The following is a 15,653-nucleotide window of genomic DNA, read 5'->3' as shown; positions in this document are numbered from 1 at the left end:
CGCGCGGGATTGCGGTCAGGCTTGGCGCAACACTTTGCCAGTCCGATGGTACGGAATCGTTACTTGCGATCGCGAGTGGTGCCTACCACGTTGCGGCGATCAAGCCCTCGACTTCTTCGCGCGACGGCGGATACGCCCCAGCCCGCGTCGCGGCCACCGCTGCGGCTGCCGCAGCAAGCCGCGCCTGCGCCGCCAGGTCCTGCGCCGCGCCCGACAGCACGCCGGCCATCCACCCGCCCATCGCGGCATCGCCGCAGCCGACCGTGTCGGCGACTTCGACACGCAGCGCTGGCTGTTCGACCGTGGCACTGCCCTTGAGCAACGTCATGCCCTCTGCGCCGCGCGTCAGCATCACGGTGGCGTCGGGCGCCATGCTGCGTACCTGCGCAAGGGCTGCGCAAGTGTCTAGGGTGGGGAATAGTCCCGCGAGATCTTCGTCGGAGATCTTGACGTAGCTGGCCAGGCGCAGCATATGCGCCAGCACCGCGGCGTAGCCAGGCGTGCGCATCAGGTCGCGGAAATTGGGATCGAAGGCGATGCGCTTGCCGGCCTGGGCCGCCTGGGTGGCTTCTTCGCACAGCCGTGCGGCCAGCGGCTGGCGCACCAGGCTGATCGAGCCGAAATGCACCACTTCGGCAGCCTGGCGCCAGCCGGCAGGCAGCGCGGCGGGATCGAAGTGCAGGTCGGCGCTGTCGTCGCCGACAAAGAAATACTGCGGCGGATGGCGCGAGGCGACGAAGGCAAGGAAGGGCGAGCGCGGCACGCGCTGCAGGAAGCGCGCATCGAGCCCGGCCGCGGCGCTGGCGCGGGCGAGGTCGTCGCCGAACAGGTCCTGGCTGACGGCGCCGGCGAACGCGGTGGCAAGGCCCAGCCGCGCGCCGGTGCGCGCGACGTTCCAGCACGAGCCGCCAGGCAGGCCCAGCCAGCTGCCGTCGGGCTGGCGCACCATATCGGTCAGGGCTTCGCCAAAGACGACATAGCGGGGCAGGGAGGTAGGCGTGGACATAAGGGTATCTCCGGCGGAACGCTCAGGCCGCGGCGCGTTGCGCGGACTGGGCGGCCTGCGCGCGGCGGATCAGTGCGGCGGTGGAGGCATCGTGCGGGGCCGCGGCCGCCGTGCCTTCCAGCTCGCGCTGGATCGGTGCGGCCAGCTTCTTGCCCAGTTCCACGCCCCACTGGTCGAAGGAATTGATCTGCCACAGCGCGCCCTGCACGAAGGTCCGGTGCTCGGCCAGTGCGAGCAGCGCACCAAGGTGCCACGGATCCAGCCGTTGCAGCAGCAGCGTATTGCTGGGCCGGTTGCCTTCGAACACCAGGTGCGGCACCAGGGCGTCATCGCTGACGCCTTCCGACCGCACTTCTTGCGCGGTGCGGCCGCGCAGCAGCGCCTCGCCCTGCGCGAAGCAGTTGGCCAGCAGCTTGGTATGGTGCCCGGGCAGGTCGCTGACCGGCTCCAGCGTGGCGATGAAGTCTACCGGAACCAGTTGCGAGCCCTGATGCATCATCTGGAAGTACGCGTGCTGGCCGTTGGTGCCGGTCGTGCCCCACACTACCGGGGCCGAGTCCGCCTGGATGCTGCCACCGTCGAGCCGCACCGACTTGCCATTGCTTTCCATTTCCAGCTGCTGCAGGAAGGCGGGCAGCAGTTCCAGCGGCTCGCAATAGGGGGCCACGCAGCGGCTGCCGGCGCCGAGGAAGCTGCGGTACCAGACATCGAGCAGCCCCAGCAGCATCGGCAGGTTCCGCGCTGCCGGCGCGCTGGCGAAATGCAGGTCCATCGCGCGCGCGCCGTCGAGCAGTTCGCGGAAGCGCGCGAAGCCCACTGCCACGGCGATCGACAGGCCCACCGCCGACCACAGCGAAAAGCGTCCCCCCACCCAGTCCCAGAACGGGAACATGTTGGCCGGGTCGATGCCGAACGCGGCCACCGCGTCGCGGTTGGTCGAGACCGCCACGAAATGGCGCGCCAGGTCCGCGCGCGACGCACCCTGCTGCACGAACCAGTCGCGCGCGGTGCCGGCATTGGCCATGGTTTCCAGCGTGGTGAAGGTCTTGGAGCAGACGATCACCAGCGTGGTCGCGGCGTCCAGCGGCGCCAGCGTGCGCGCCAGGTCGCTGCCGTCGACATTGGCGACGAAATGCAGGCGCGGCCCGGCACTGCCGGCACTGACGGCACTCGCCAGCGCACGGCACACCATGCGCGGCCCCAGGTCCGAGCCGCCGATGCCGATGTTGACCACATCGGTGATCGCGCGGCCGTCAAAGCCGGTCCATTCACCGCTGCGCACGGCATCGGCAAATCGTTCCATCTGGCCCAGCACCGCGGCGACGTCTTCGCCAACCGGCACGCCAAGCGCGCGGTAGCCGTCCTCCGGGTAAGCGCGCAGCGCGACATGCAGCGCGGCGCGGCCCTCGGTTGTGTTGACCGGCTCGCCGGCGAACATGGCATCGCGCCGCTCGCCGACGCGTGCCTGCGCCGCCAGCTCGAGCAGCCGTTGCAGCGTCTCGTCGGTGATCCGGTTCTTGGCGTAGTCGAGGGTCAGGCCGCACGCCTCGGCGGTGAAGCGCTCGGCACGCGCCGGGCCATGCGGGCCGTCGAACCAGTCGCGCATATGGGTGTGGCGCATGGTCTCGGCATGCGCGCGCAGTGCATGCCAGGCGGGGAGGGTGGTGGTCATGTCGATGGCTCCTACATTTCTTCGTGCCAGGCCTGGCCGTCGCGCGACAGCAGGGCGCTGGAGGCCGCCGGCCCCCAGGTGCCGGCGGTATATGGCTTGGGCGGCGCGGTGGTGTTCTCCCACGCCTGCAGGATCGGCGCGACCCAGCGCCATGCCTGCACCTGCTCGTCGCGGCGCACGAACAGGCCCAGCCGGCCGCGGATCACGTCGAGCAGCAGCCGCTCATAGGCGCCCACGCGCCGCACGCGCGGCGCCGCGCTGTTCAGCTGCAGGTCGAGCGAGGCGGGCTGCAGTGCCTGCGTGTCGCCCGGCTGCTTGGTCAGGAAATAGAGGCGGATGCTTTCCTCCGGCTGCAGCGTGATCACCAGCCGGTTGCCGGCCATGGTGCCCAGCGGATGCGGGAACAGCGGGTACGGCACGTCGTGGAAATGGATCACGATCTCCGCCACGCGCGACTGCATGCGCTTGCCGGTACGCAGGTAGAACGGCACGCCGGCCCAGCGCCAGTTGGCGATCTCGGCGCGGATGGCGACGAAGGTTTCGGTGCGGCTGTCCGGGGCGATGCCCGGCTCGCTGGCGTAGCCGGGCACGGGGTTGCCCGCCGCGGCGCCACGGCAATACTGGCCGCGTACCACTTTCTCGGCCACGTCCTCGGTGCGGATCGGGCGCAGCGCCTTCAGGATCTTGAGCTTCTCGTCGCGGATGGCGTCCTCCGACAGGCTGGTGGGCGGCTCCATCGCCACCATGCAAAGCAGCTGCAGCAAGTGGTTCTGCACCATGTCGCGCAGCGCGCCGATGCCGTCGTAGAAGCCGCCGCGGCGCTCCACGCCCAGCTCCTCGGCAATGGTGATCTGTACCTGCCGCACCCATTCGCGCCGCCACAGCGGTTCGAACAGCACGTTGCCGAAGCGCATCGCCATCAGGTTCTGCACCGACTCCTTGCCGAGGTAGTGGTCGATGCGGTAGATGCGGTCCTCGGCGAAATGCCGCGCCACTTCGGCGTTGATGGCTTCGGACGACGCCAGGTCATGGCCGAGCGGCTTTTCCAGCACCACCCGGCTGCGCTCGCCGGCCAGCCCCACGCGCGCCAGTTGCGCGCAGATGGCGGCGAACAGATGCGGCGCGGTCGCCAGGTAGCACACCACCACCGGTGCGGCGCGGGCGTTGACCAGTTCGGCGAGCGCGTCGAAGCCGGCATCGGCGTTGGCATCGACCTGCAGGTAGACGATGCGCTCCAGGAAGCCTTGCCACGCCGCGGCATTGCCGGCCAGCGCCGGCAGCACCTCGTCGTTGAGCATGGCCACGTAGGCGTCATGAGACAGCGGCTGGCTGCCCAGCGCCAGGATGCGCCCGCGCGGGTGCAGCGCGCCGGCGGCGTGCGCGTCGAACAGCGCCGGCAGCAGCTTGCGCCGCGCCAGGTCGCCGGTGGCGCCGAACAGGACGAAGTCGAATTCGGGCGCGTGGGCCGCGGCCGGAGCCGCGGCGGAAAGGCTGTCCATCATGTCGGGAAGAAACGGTGCGTTCGGCAAAGGGATTGGAAAGATGGCGGGCCTGCCGCTCAGCGCGGCGTGGCCCAGCCCTTGTACTGGCCGACGTTGGCGCGCGTCACCAGCGTCGACGGCAGCAGCACGGTCGGCGTTGCAGGGCGCTGGCCGTTCATCATGCCGACGCCCAGCTGCACCGCGGTGCGCGCGATCGCCCACGGGTCCTGGCTGGCCGAGGCCTGCACCAGCGTATCGGCCTTCAGCGCGGCTTCGATATCGGGCGCGCCGTCGACCGAGGCGATCAGGATGCCGCGGCGGTTCAGCTGGCGCGCGGCCAGGTCGGCGCCCACCGCCTGCGGATCGTTGATGGTGAAGACCGCGTCGACCTTGGGAAAGCGCGTCAGGTACAGCTGCATCACGTTCAGGCCGCCCTCGCGCGAGCCCTTGGCATCCTGGTCGTCGGACAGGATGCGGATGTCCGGGTGCCGCGCCAGCACGGTCTTGCAGCCCTTGACGCGATCGAGCACGGCCGACACCGGCGGCCCGTTCTGGATGATCACGTTGCCGCGCCCCTTGAGGCGCTCGGCGATAAAGCCGCAGGCCAGTTCGCCGGCCTGGGTGTTGTCGGTCTGCACCGTGGCATCGGCGCCGGCGGCGGCCACGTCGACGGCGACCACCACGATGCCGGCCTTGCGTGCCTTGCGCACCGCGGGCTCGATCGCGCGCGCATCGGCCGCGTTGATCAGGATCAGGTCGACCCTGGCGACGATAAAGCTGTCGATATGGGTGAACTGCTTGTTCAGGTCATAATCCGCCGACAGCACGGTGACCTTGACGTCGGGATTGACCTGCCGGGCCGCGGCCTCGGCGCCGCGCGCCAGCGCGACGAAGTACGGGTTGCCGAGCGAGCCCAGCGTGACGCCGACCTTCTTGAGCTGGCGTTGCGGGGCTTGTGCGTCAGGCTGGGACGGCGCCTGCGCGGCGGCCGGCAGCGCGCTGAGTGCGGCGATTGCGCCTGCGGCCAGTGCGCAGAGGAAAGGCTTGATCACGATCTGTCTCCTTGTCAGTGCATTGCTCAGGTCCGCGCCGAGCCCTTCTGCCGGTAGCGGTCCAGCGCCACCGCGCCGATGATCACCAGTCCCTTGATGATGTATTGCCAGATATCCGACACGCCCAGCAGGATCAGCCCGTTGGACAGCACCGCGATAATCAGCGCGCCCACCAGCGTGCCGGCGATCGATCCCACCCCGCCGACAAAGCTGGTGCCGCCCAGGATCACCGCGGCAATCGCATCCAGCTCATAGGACTGGCCCAGCTGCAGGCCATTGGCCGCGTACAGCCGCGACGCCGACATGACGCCACCCAGCCCGGACAGCAGCCCGGACACGGCATAGACGAACAGCAGCACCACCCAGACCTTGATACCCGACAGCCGCGCCGCCTCGGCATTGCCGCCGACGGCATAGATCTGCAGGCCCAGCACCGTGCGGCGCAGCACCAGCCACGACACCGCCACCACCGCCGCAGCGATCACCACCAGCCAGGGCGCGCCCAGCAGGTCGCCGTTGCCGATGAAGGCAAAGGAGATGTCGGGGTTGTAGACGGTGCTGTCATCCCCGACCAGCCGGGCCAGTCCGCGCACCGCGGTCAGGCTGCCCAGCGTGACGATGAACGGCGGCAGTTTCATGAAGGCGATCAGCGCGCCGTTGACCAGGCCGAACAGCAACCCGCACAGCAGCGCCGCCGGCACGCTCAGCGCGGCCAGCTGCGGCATCAGCGAGACCAGCATCGCCACCACCGCGGACACCGACAGGATCGAGCCCACCGACAGGTCGATGCCGCCGGTCAGGATGACAAAGGTCATGCCCGCCGCCAGCACCAGGTTGATCGACGCCTGCTGCGCGATGATCGACAGGTTCTGCAGGCTGGCGAAGTTGTCGGTCAGCAGCGTGAAGCCGAAGCAGAGCAGCACCAGCACCGGCAGCATGCCGAGCGCGCGCAGGCGTTCCTGCGTGGTGGCGCGGCCGGCGGCGCCGGGCAGGGCGGGGCCGGTGGATGGGGCGGCCGCGGCAGCGGCGTGGGCGGCGGGGTGGAAGGGGTTGCGCATGGTGTCTCCTTGTCGGAACGTCGTGCCTGCGTGGGCCGACGTGCTTAGGTGCATTTATGTTTTGCGATTGGCGACTGCTGAACCGATTGTTTGCTCCCCTCTCCCGCTTGCGGGAGAGGGGAGCAAACCGCGGGCATCGTCAGTGCAGTGTGCTGTGTTGGGTGTCCCCACCCGCCCCCGTCGCCAGCGCAATGATCCGTTCCTGCATGCCAGCCGCATCGGCACAGCCGGCCACTTCCCCGACCAGCTCGCCTTCCCGCATCACCAGCACCCGATCACAGAGCCCGACCACCTCCGGCAACTCGCTGGAAATCAGCAGCACGGCCACGCCGGAGCGGGCCAGCTCGTCCACCAGCCGGTAGATCTCCGCCTTGGCGCCGATATCCACGCCGCGCGTCGGCTCGTCCAGGATCAGCACGCGCGGCCGCGTTTCCAGCAGCCGCGACAGCATCACCTTCTGCTGGTTGCCGCCCGACAGCGCGCCCACGTTGACCTGCGGGTGCGCCACGCGGATGCCGAGCGCGCGGATGGCCTGCGCGGTGCGCTGGCGGGCGCTGGCGCGATTGAGCCGGCCGCCGCGCAGCGCGTCGCGGGCCGCCACGATCAGGTTGATGTTCTCGTGCACGCTCTGGTCCAGGAACAGCCCTTGCAGCTTGCGGTCCTCGGTCAGATAGGCGATGCCGGCGTCGATCGCCTGGCGCGGGCCGGTAATCGCCAGCGGCGTGCCGGCGACGAACACCGCGCCGTCGCTGCGCGCGTCGGCGCCGAAGATCAGCCGCGCCAGTTCGGTGCGGCCGGCGCCAACCAGCCCGGCCAGTCCCAGCACCTCGCCGGCGCGCAGGTCGAAGCTGCACGGCCGCACGCGCCGGCCATCGGACATATTGCGCACCGACAGCATGATCTCGCCGGCGCGTGTCCCGCCATGGGTCTTGGTGTAGAAGCCGGACAGATCGCGGCCCACCATCATCTTGACCAGCGCGGCCCGGCTAAGGTTGTCGCGCTCCAGCGTGCCGACGAAGCAGCCGTCGCGCAGCACCGTGACGCGGTCGGCCAGCTCGTCGATCTCGGCCATGCGATGGCTGATGTAGATGATCGCCATGCCTTCGGCGCGCAGCTGGCGGATCAGCGCGAACAGCCGGTCGGTCTCGCGGGTCGACAGCGGCGTGGTGGGCTCGTCCATCACCAGGATGCGCGTCTCGAAATGCACCGCGCGCGCAATCTCGACCAGCTGGCGCTGCGCGATCGACAGCGTATGCACCGGCGTGGCTGGCGTGAAGTCCGCCCCGAGCCGCGCCAGCGTGGCTTCGCACGCGCTGGCCATCGCGGCGCGGTCGACCATGCCATGGCGGTGCAGATGCCGGCCTAGGTAGATGTTCTCGGCCACGCTCAGGTTCGGCGCCAGGCTCAGCTCCTGGTAGATCACGGCGATGCCGTGCTCGCGTGCCGCGGCGGGGCCGCCGAAGGCGACCGGCTCGCCGGCGATGCGGCACTCGGCGCCGGGATCGGCGGTGTAGGCGCCGGACAGGATCTTCATCAGCGTCGATTTGCCGGCGCCGTTCTCGCCCATCAGCGCATGGACTTCGCCCGCGTAGACGGTCAGCTGCACGTTGCTGAGCGCCTTCACGCCGGGAAAGGTCTTGGAGATATTACGCAGCGCCAGCAGCGCAGGCGCAGCGGCCGCACCATGGGGGTGCTGCGGCGCGGGCTGGGTGCGGGATGGGTCAGACCACGGCATGGCGGGCCTCCGGAACGATGGCCGAGGCGCCCTTGAGCAGTTCGGCGCGCGGCGAGAAGTTCATGAACATCGGCAGCGACGCGGCGCCGACCGCGCCGGCGTTGGCGCCGAAGCAGCCGCGCACCACGGTGGCGGGCGTGCGCGCTTCGGGCGCGCTGTCGGCCAGCGCCTGCTGCAGCCGGTCGATCAGGGCCGGCACCAGCCCGCCGTCGATATCGGCGTCGAAGATCACCATCGGCACGTCGAGCACCGCCAGCGCGGCTTGCAGCGCAGGCGCCAGCGCGTCGACGCAGTCGTCGATCCATTGCGCCACCGCCGGGTGCCCCAGCTCGGCCTGGCGCTGCAGGTCGGCATGGCCGGCGACCGCCACGCCGTGGTAGCGCAGGTGGCGCGTCAGCGCGTTGAGCGAGGCGCGCGACAGCAGCAGGTCGCGGCGCTTGCCGGCGGGGGCGGGCGCGGAGGGCAGGGCGCTGGGCGGCACCGGCATCATCGCGATATCGCCGGCATTGCCCGACACGCCGCGCACGCAGTCGCCATTGAGCACCACGCCGCCGCCGATGGCCGGCCCCAGGAACACGTAGAGGAAATGCTGCGCATGGTGGCGCCCGTAGAACAGCTCTGCCACCGCGGCCGCGGTGCCGTCGTTCTCGCTGAACACCGGCAGGCCGGTGACGGCGTTGAGCATCGCAGCGAAGTCGGCTTCATCCCAGGCGCGGAAGCTCGCCTGGAAATCCTCGCCCTGCACGTCCAGCTCGCGCAGCCACGCCCCGAGGTTGTAGGGCTGCGCCACGCCGATTCCCAGCAGCCGCTTCTGCTCGCCCGGGCCGAGCCGGGCGCGCATCGCCTCGATATCGCGACGCACCAGCTCCAGCGCCTGTTCGGGGTGGGGCAGGACCAGCTGGTGCGCCTGGCTGGCGAGCAGCTCGCCGGCAAAGTCCACCATCACGGTCTCGATGCTGCCGCGGTCGAGCCGCACGCCGATGCCGAAGGCGCCCTTGGCCTTGAGCCGGATCAGGCTGGCGGGCTGGCCGCGCTGGCCCTCGGTGCGGCGGCCGGCCTGCTCGACCAGGCCTTCATCGGCCAGGGTCTGCACGATGCTGCCGACCGCGGTGTTGGTCAGCTGCGCCATCCGCGCGAGATCGGCCTTCGACGCCTCGCCGGCCCGGCGCAACGCCAACAGCAGTGCGCGTTCGTTGTACAGCCGCAGGCTGGCGGAATTCACGCCACGGCCTGCCTTGGATACGGTCATGTTGTCTCCGTCCTCTGGCCGACGCGAGGTGGGGCGTCGGCTCGGTATTAATTAATTCATGTTGAATTAAAGAATACTCGGCGGCAGAACTCAACTGCGGGAAAACCCGATGGTTGAAGCGTCGAAGGCGTTCCGGAGTGGCCTAGGGGACACGTCTCTTGCACGCCGGCGCCTGGCTGGCTAGCGTAGAGACCGGACTACCGAACGCTGAGGAAAACATGAAGGCCCGCGCCGAAACTGGCCACTGGAGCCGCTACTACGTGCTCGACCTGAAGAACCGGCCGGTGGAGGTGCCGGCACGTGAGGAATGGGAGCGCTGGATGGCCGAGAACGATCCGGTGTTCCGGCGCACGCTGCTGCAGGACAGCGGCGGCGTGGTCACCACGCGTTTTCGCGGACTGGCGCAGGCATCGGGGGAAGCGCCGCTGTTCGTGACCCGCGTGACCGGCATGGGGGAGCAGGACAATGAAAGCTACGGCGCGCCGACGCTCGCTGCCGCGCTTGCCTTGCACGATGAAATCGTGAAGAAGCTATTGCGGCAGCTCGGCGGGACGGTGCCGTAAGACCTACTGCCTTGACATCTGTGTCATGAAATAGCCGCCGGTGCCGGTGCGGGCCACCATCAGCAACGTGCGCAGGTAACGCGTGTTGCTATTGACCACGATAGCGCCATCCACCGGCGCGAATCGGATCGCGGCATATCCCTTGTGCGGTACGCCAGTGCTCAACGCACAGCCGGTATTGCCGGGCTGGGGCGATACGCTCGGCTCGACATCGACCACGTACAGGTTTTTGGCCGACGCGGGCGTCGCCAGCACGACCGTTCCCTTGAGATCGCAGACGCGCGTGCCGCTCGTGTAGGTCCCGGTCAGGTTGCCGGTGTCGCCGAGCGGGCGTTCCTTGCGGCAGAGATCCGCGCGCTGCCGCCGGAACTGCGCGACACAGCGGCGGAGGTTGCGCACCGGCGGCGCAAGGGCTGGCGGGATCGCCGGCGTATTCAGGGCAATGCGCGGGATGGCGCGGGATGGCGCGCAGCCAGCGTTCAGTCGAACAGCTCGTGCCAGATGCTTTTCTTGCGATAGTGCTTCTGCTGGCGTTCGTCGTAATAGCGGTCCCGGTCATGGTCTCGGGCGCGGTCCCGGTCGCCATAGCCCTGCCGGGGCGGCGCGGCGGGCGCCACGGCCTGCGTCGCGGGCGCCGCGGCGACGGAACGCTCCAGGATCTTGTCGAGTTCGCCGCGGTCCAGCCATACGCCGCGGCACTTCGGGCAATAGTCGATCTCGATGCCTTGCCTTTCGGACATCACCAGTTGCGTTTGCGGACATACCGGACAATCCATGCCTTCTCCTCGTTGCTGTCGATAAGTCGAGGTATGACCGGTCGGCCCCGGGAATGGTTCGCCAGTGTGTGCGCCAGCGGCCTGCGCAGTGATGCGCGCGGCATTTGGCGGCGTGCGGAATTTGTCGGCTGCGTCGCCGTCGAACCGGATATGCCTCAATTCGATCCCCATCGCGGACCGGCTCCGGATCCTTCTGCTTCGCCTGCATCGGCGCGATACGGCGAGGCGCCGCGCCGCCGGCCGCTGCTCGGTCGCCTGGTCGGGCTGGCGGTGGCGGCGGCGATCCTGTGGGCCGCATGGCCATGGCTGCAGCCCCAGCTGGAGCGGGCCATCTACGCGGCGCGGCTGGCGGCCCGTCCGGCGCCGACGGCGCTGCCGGTCCCGGTGCAAGGGGTCGCGGCGCGCGCGCTGCGCGACACCTGGCATGGCGCGCGCTCCGGCGGGCGCAAGCATGAGGGCATCGACATCTTCGCGCCGCGCGGCCGGCCGGTGCTGTCGGCCACGGAAGGCATCGTCTCGCGCGTCGGCACCAATTCGCTTGGCGGCAAGGTGGTCTGGGTGATGGGGCCGGGCCGGCAGATGCACTACTACGCGCACCTCGACGGCTACGCGGCGATACGCGCGGGCGATATCGTGGCACCGGGCACGGTGCTTGGCTATGTCGGTACTACCGGCAACGCCCGCGGCACACCGCCGCACCTGCACTACGGTATCTATGCCGCCGGCGGCGCGATCAACCCGTATCCGCTGCTGAAGGCGCCAGCGACGGCCGGCAAGCCGGCTTCGGCGACTGGGTACCAACAGAAGACAGAAGAGTCAATGCACATTCAGTGACAAGCGCGGCACTTGTTCAACTCGGGCACACCTGCCGCTTCAGGCTGGAAGAGGATTTCCTGAACCATGAACCGCAGCGAAACCTCCAGCGCGGGCTTGCACTCGGAAATTCCACCCCGCCGGGTGCCCAGGAAAGCGATGCCGAGCGGGGAGAAGACGCAGATGCGGCCAAGGGAAAAATCCGCTTCCTCGGGATAGCTGATGGTCCAGACCATCCTCTGGTGCCGCGACAGGTCAATGCAGGCAAAGGTCGAGAACATGCTGATGGCATCCGATGGCAGCTTGTCGGTCGGCACGACCTCTGCAGCCGACAGAAAGCGCGACAACGCGGCCCCATACTGAGGGCGCGCGGTTGCCATCTTGGCACGCGCCGTGAGTCGAACTGCATCGAGCTCGGTAATGAGTGGCTTCGTGTTCATTGGATTCTCCCAATCTGCCTGCTAGAGGGTGGGCGGGTTGGCCGTCCGTCTGTGTTCGTACTCGCCGCGTTGCCGTACCGGTGGTGCAGGGGGCGGTACCGATGTCAGCCCCGGCGGGGGAAAGAGGGCCTTGCCGCTCGCCAACTGTACGGCGAGCGTCTGCATGGCGAGGATATCGCGCGGCCGGTGCATGGCCAGCAACTGCCTGGTGCATTCATAGGAGCCAGGAATGGCGCCATGGATCCATTGAAGATTCCATCCCATCAGCGTCTCAAACTGTGAGAATGCCATCTCCGTCAGGGACAGCACATCTGACACGCCTCTGAGAACTTCCAGATTGATTTGCCGGGCCGCCGAAACCTGGGCAAAGGGCAATGGATTCATGATCACGCTCCTGCAGGTGCGCGCCACAGTCATTGGGTCGCGGTATGGCGCTCCGAGCGAAGACCCTCCGGTAGAACTTCCTGGAGCCCTGCTCGACAAGTATGAATAGGGTCTGACCCATGCATGTCCCGGCATGAGAATGTATCCCGGCCACGATCAAGCATCGTCATGGCCGCAAAAGGCGCAGGCAGGCAATCCCGATGAGACAAAGCGCGGGAGATGAGTCGCTATCCGAGGGGGTTTCCGGAGCCGCCAGGCGCGTTGGTGCGCCCTTGGCCGGCTCCGGACTAATAGAGGCAGGCGAGACCTACGCCATTGAGTGGCCGCTCGCTGTCGAGTCGGCGCGGAATCGTCATGGCAGCGCCAACTTGCGAAGGGGCGGCTGCAACTTGGGAAAACGGCAGCGCATGCATGCTTCGTGAGCACAGTTTCTCGAAAGCGCGTGCCGTGGTGTCCATCGTTCAGGCCCCCTGAAGCCGGTTAAAAACGAGGTTCAGGCCATCATATCCACTTCATGGGAAAAGGGCAAACCACCAGCCAGGCTCGCCGGCGATGCGCGTGCGAAGTATTTCAGGCCGGCGGCCTTTCCAGGATGGCGCGGCGCACATTCTGCACGTGCGCCGCACCGGCAGCTTCAGCCGCCTGGGGTTCGCCTGCCAGCACGGCGGTGGCGATGCGCCGGTAGTCGTCCAGCCGCATCTGCCGCAACGAAGCCAGTCGATGCTGCGCGTGCACGATCGGCATATGGATGGTCGGGAACAGCCGGCGCAGTTCGCGGTTGTCGCCCATTTCGAGCAGCGTGCGGTAGAAGTGCCGTCTGGCGCTTGAGAAGCTTTCGCCGTCATGCGCCTTCTCGGCGGCGACGAGCGCCTGAACCGAAGCGCGCAATGCCTGCGCCAGTGGCCGGTTGCCGCTGCCGCGCGTGGCCGCGCGCGCGAGCAGGCCGGTCATGCGCTCCGCCACATCCAGGACATCGAGGGTTTCCTGCAGGCTCAGCCGGCGGATGATCGCGCCGCGATGGCGCGGCAGGTCAACAATGCCCTCGGCGGCTAGCCGCTGCAACGCCTCGCGCACCGAATTGCGGCCGACGCCGAAATGCGTGACCAGGTCTGTTTCCACAAGCCGCTGGCCGGGCACGAAGCTGCCCATTTCGAGGCCGTTGATGATCCCGAAGAACACTGTGTCAGACGCGCTGCCGTCCGCCGGGCCGGACGCAACGGGCGTTTCGATGAACATTGCTGAGGAAGGAGAAATCGATCGTGGCACGGACGTGATTCTAATGGATTGACCGGGCAACAAGGTTCGAAGGCGTTGACATGGGATGAAATCATCCTACAATCGGATCCTATCACGTACACGGACGGAGAGAGCTATGGGGGAGACGTTGCTCGGGCTTGCGGGCAAGCGGGCGCTGGTCACGGGGGCATCGAGCGGGCTGGGCGCGCACTTTGCTCAACGGCTGGCTGCCCACGGCGCGGAGGTGGTGCTGGCGGCACGGCGCGTGGATGCGCTGCACTCGGTGGCGAAGCAGGTGGGGCAGTACGGAAGCGCCCGCTGCGTGGCACTCGACGTGACCATCGCCGCGTCGCGTGCGGCGATGGTGGAGGAAGTCGGGCCGGTCGATATTCTGGTCAACAACGCCGGGCTGGTACGCGAGGGGCCGGCACTCGCGCATACCGAGGAAGACTGGGATCTGGTGATGGACACCAATCTCAAGGGCATGTTCTTTCTGGCGCAAGCACTGGCCCCCGGCATGCGTGAGCGCGGTGGGGGCAGCATCATCAACGTGGCGTCGATCCTGGGGCTGCGGCAGGCGGGTGGCGTGGTGTCCTATGCTGTTTCGAAGGCGGGCGTCGTGCAGCTGACGAAGACGCTCGCACTCGAATGGGCGCGCCATGGCATTCGCGTGAATGCCCTGGCACCCGGCTACATCGATACCGATATCAACCGTGACTTCTGGCAGACCGAAGCCGGCAAGGCACTTGTCAACCGCATTCCACAGCGCCGTCTCGGACAGCTGGAGGATCTGGACGGGCCGCTTCTGCTGCTGGCGTCCGATGCCTCGCGCTACATGACAGGCGCCGTACTGGCCGTCGATGGCGGCCATCTGGTCAACACACTCTGAGGGAATGGCACCCATGTTCACCCCCTGTCCTACCGAAAGAAGCCAAGAGATTGCCGACCGCGTGGAGCGTTTCGTGCGCGACGTGGTCGCACCCTATGAAACGGATCTGCGCTGCACCGCGCATGGCCCCTCGGCTGAATTGGTCGAGGAACTGCGCGCCAGCGCGCGCGCGGCCGGCGTCATGACGCCGCATATCCTTGCCGATGGCAGCCACCTCAGCCAACGCGAGACCGCCGCCGTGCTCAAGCGCTCGGGCCTGTCGCCGCTGGGCCCGGTCGCCGTCAATACCATGGCGCCCGACGAAGGCAACATGTTCCTGCTGGGCAAAGTGGCATCCGCCGCGCAGAAGGAGCGCTTTCTTGCCCCGCTCGTCCGTGGCGAGGCGCGCTCGGCGTTCTTCATGACCGAGCCCGCCGAAGAGGGCGGCGCAGGGTCGGATCCGTCGATGCTGCGCACCACGGCGGTTCGCGATGGCGATGGCTGGGTGATCAACGGCCGCAAGAAGTTCATCACCGGCGCCGAAGGGGCCAGCGTGGGCATCGTGATGGCGCGAACCGGCGATGGCGAACGCGCGCAGGCCACGATGTTCCTCGTCGACCTGCCGCATCCGGCCATCCGCACCGAGCGCGTGCTCGACACCATCGACAGCTCGATGCCGGGTGGTCACGCGCAGGTCCTCATCGACGGGTTGCGCGTGCCTGCCGACCAGGTCCTCGGCGAGGTCAACGAAGGTTTCCGCTATGCGCAGGTACGGCTGTCGCCGGCGCGGCTGTCCCATTGCATGCGCTGGTTCGGTACGGTCACGCGGGCGGACGAGATCGCACGGGCCTACGCCACCACGCGCAAGGCGTTCGGCAAGCTGCTGATAGACCATGAAGGCGTGGGGTTCATGCTTGCAGAGAACCTGATCGACCTGCAGCAGGCTGCGCTGATGATCGACTGGTGCGCCGGCGTGCTCGACACGGGGTCGGCGGGCACCACCGAGAGCTCGATGGCCAAGGTCGCGGTCTCTGAAGCGCTGTTCCGTGTCGCGGACCGATGCGTCCAGATACTGGGCGGAAATGGCGTGTCGCGTGACACGATCGTCGACCAGGCATTCCGTGAACTGCGCGCATTCCGGATCTACGATGGCCCGACTGAAGTCCACAAGTGGTCGCTCGCGAAGAAGATCAAGCGCGACACGCTCGAGGCGTCGCAACGTTCGGATGCTGAAAGCCGATACTAATCCTGCGCCGCGCCTCCGTGAATACGGGTTGCCGCAGAGCCCGCGCATGGCGTTGATGCCGTTCAGTTAGCCGC

Annotated in this window: 16 protein-coding genes; 4 read left to right on the top strand and 12 right to left on the bottom strand. The window is 68.1% G+C overall.

The features are described from left to right. Positions 1–82: 82 nt before the first annotated feature. From JTE92_RS07420 to JTE92_RS07390, 7 genes are all read right to left on the bottom strand, one after another. Positions 83–1,006 carry a carbohydrate kinase family protein gene (locus JTE92_RS07420; RefSeq protein ID WP_063239101.1) on the bottom strand — a complete coding sequence of 308 codons (924 nt, stop codon included), beginning with the start codon at positions 1,004–1,006 and terminating at the stop codon, positions 83–85. A 22-nt stretch (positions 1,007–1,028) separates the two neighbouring features. Continuing rightward, a complete protein-coding gene (pgi, locus tag JTE92_RS07415) occupies positions 1,029–2,678 on the bottom strand; it encodes a glucose-6-phosphate isomerase (protein WP_063239102.1) in 1,650 nt (549 codons plus the stop codon). Positions 2,679–2,689: 11 nt separating this feature from the next. Next, complete coding sequence (zwf, locus tag JTE92_RS07410; protein WP_063239103.1) at positions 2,690–4,180, bottom strand: glucose-6-phosphate dehydrogenase; 1,491 nt, start codon at positions 4,178–4,180, stop codon at positions 2,690–2,692. Positions 4,181–4,236: 56 nt separating this feature from the next. Then, on the bottom strand, positions 4,237–5,211 hold the full coding sequence (locus JTE92_RS07405; RefSeq protein ID WP_084254592.1) for an ABC transporter substrate-binding protein: 975 nt from the start codon (positions 5,209–5,211) through the stop codon (positions 4,237–4,239). 26 nt (positions 5,212–5,237) lie between these two features. Next, on the bottom strand, positions 5,238–6,269 hold the full coding sequence (locus tag JTE92_RS07400; RefSeq protein WP_063239104.1) for an ABC transporter permease subunit: 1,032 nt from the start codon (positions 6,267–6,269) through the stop codon (positions 5,238–5,240). A gap of 139 nt (positions 6,270–6,408) precedes the next feature. Then, positions 6,409–8,004: a sugar ABC transporter ATP-binding protein gene (locus JTE92_RS07395; protein ID WP_232353436.1), complete on the bottom strand. Its 1,596-nt coding sequence runs from the start codon at positions 8,002–8,004 to the stop codon at positions 6,409–6,411. Then, a complete protein-coding gene (locus tag JTE92_RS07390) occupies positions 7,991–9,253 on the bottom strand; it encodes an ROK family protein (protein WP_063239105.1) in 1,263 nt (420 codons plus the stop codon). Before JTE92_RS07390 ends, JTE92_RS07395 begins: the two co-directional genes overlap by 14 nt. Positions 9,254–9,471: 218 nt before the next feature. Here JTE92_RS07390 and JTE92_RS07385 point away from each other — a divergent pair, with 218 nt between their 5' ends. Then, the gene (locus JTE92_RS07385) at positions 9,472–9,816 is read left to right on the top strand and encodes a hypothetical protein (RefSeq protein WP_063239106.1); all 345 of its coding nucleotides are present in this window, start codon (positions 9,472–9,474) and stop codon (positions 9,814–9,816) included. 3 nt (positions 9,817–9,819) lie between these two features. Here the strand turns inward: JTE92_RS07385 and JTE92_RS07380 are convergent, their stop codons facing one another. Then, positions 9,820–10,215, bottom strand: coding sequence for a hypothetical protein (locus tag JTE92_RS07380; protein WP_063239107.1), 396 nt, complete (start codon positions 10,213–10,215; stop codon positions 9,820–9,822). A gap of 80 nt (positions 10,216–10,295) precedes the next feature. Beyond that, a complete protein-coding gene (locus tag JTE92_RS07375) occupies positions 10,296–10,592 on the bottom strand; it encodes a TFIIB-type zinc ribbon-containing protein (protein WP_063239108.1) in 297 nt (98 codons plus the stop codon). A gap of 282 nt (positions 10,593–10,874) precedes the next feature. On the opposite strand from JTE92_RS07375, the gene JTE92_RS07370 reads away from it, so the two are divergent. Then, positions 10,875–11,426: a M23 family metallopeptidase gene (locus tag JTE92_RS07370; protein ID WP_239481327.1), complete on the top strand. Its 552-nt coding sequence runs from the start codon at positions 10,875–10,877 to the stop codon at positions 11,424–11,426. Here JTE92_RS07370 and JTE92_RS07365 read toward each other — a convergent pair. The 3 genes from JTE92_RS07365 to JTE92_RS07355 form a co-directional block, all read right to left on the bottom strand. Beyond that, positions 11,420–11,845 (bottom strand): GreA/GreB family elongation factor, encoded by a 426-nt coding sequence (locus JTE92_RS07365; RefSeq protein WP_063239109.1) that lies wholly within the window; start codon positions 11,843–11,845, stop codon positions 11,420–11,422. The genes JTE92_RS07370 and JTE92_RS07365 overlap by 7 nt on opposite strands. Positions 11,846–11,866: 21 nt before the next feature. Further along, positions 11,867–12,229: a hypothetical protein gene (locus JTE92_RS07360; protein WP_116386928.1), complete on the bottom strand. Its 363-nt coding sequence runs from the start codon at positions 12,227–12,229 to the stop codon at positions 11,867–11,869. 570 nt (positions 12,230–12,799) lie between these two features. Next, positions 12,800–13,465 (bottom strand): GntR family transcriptional regulator, encoded by a 666-nt coding sequence (locus JTE92_RS07355; protein ID WP_063239111.1) that lies wholly within the window; start codon positions 13,463–13,465, stop codon positions 12,800–12,802. A 136-nt stretch (positions 13,466–13,601) separates the two neighbouring features. Here JTE92_RS07355 and JTE92_RS07350 point away from each other — a divergent pair, with 136 nt between their 5' ends. Next, complete coding sequence (locus tag JTE92_RS07350) at positions 13,602–14,354, top strand: SDR family NAD(P)-dependent oxidoreductase (protein ID WP_063239112.1); 753 nt, start codon at positions 13,602–13,604, stop codon at positions 14,352–14,354. 13 nt (positions 14,355–14,367) lie between these two features. Next, positions 14,368–15,579 (top strand): acyl-CoA dehydrogenase family protein, encoded by a 1,212-nt coding sequence (locus JTE92_RS07345; protein ID WP_063239113.1) that lies wholly within the window; start codon positions 14,368–14,370, stop codon positions 15,577–15,579. The last annotated feature ends 74 nt before the right edge of the window (positions 15,580–15,653 follow it).

The organism is Cupriavidus oxalaticus (assembly GCF_016894385.1).
GTDB classification, from domain to species: Bacteria; Pseudomonadota; Gammaproteobacteria; order Burkholderiales; family Burkholderiaceae; genus Cupriavidus; species Cupriavidus oxalaticus.
This window is presented reverse-complemented; position numbering and strand designations above follow the sequence as displayed.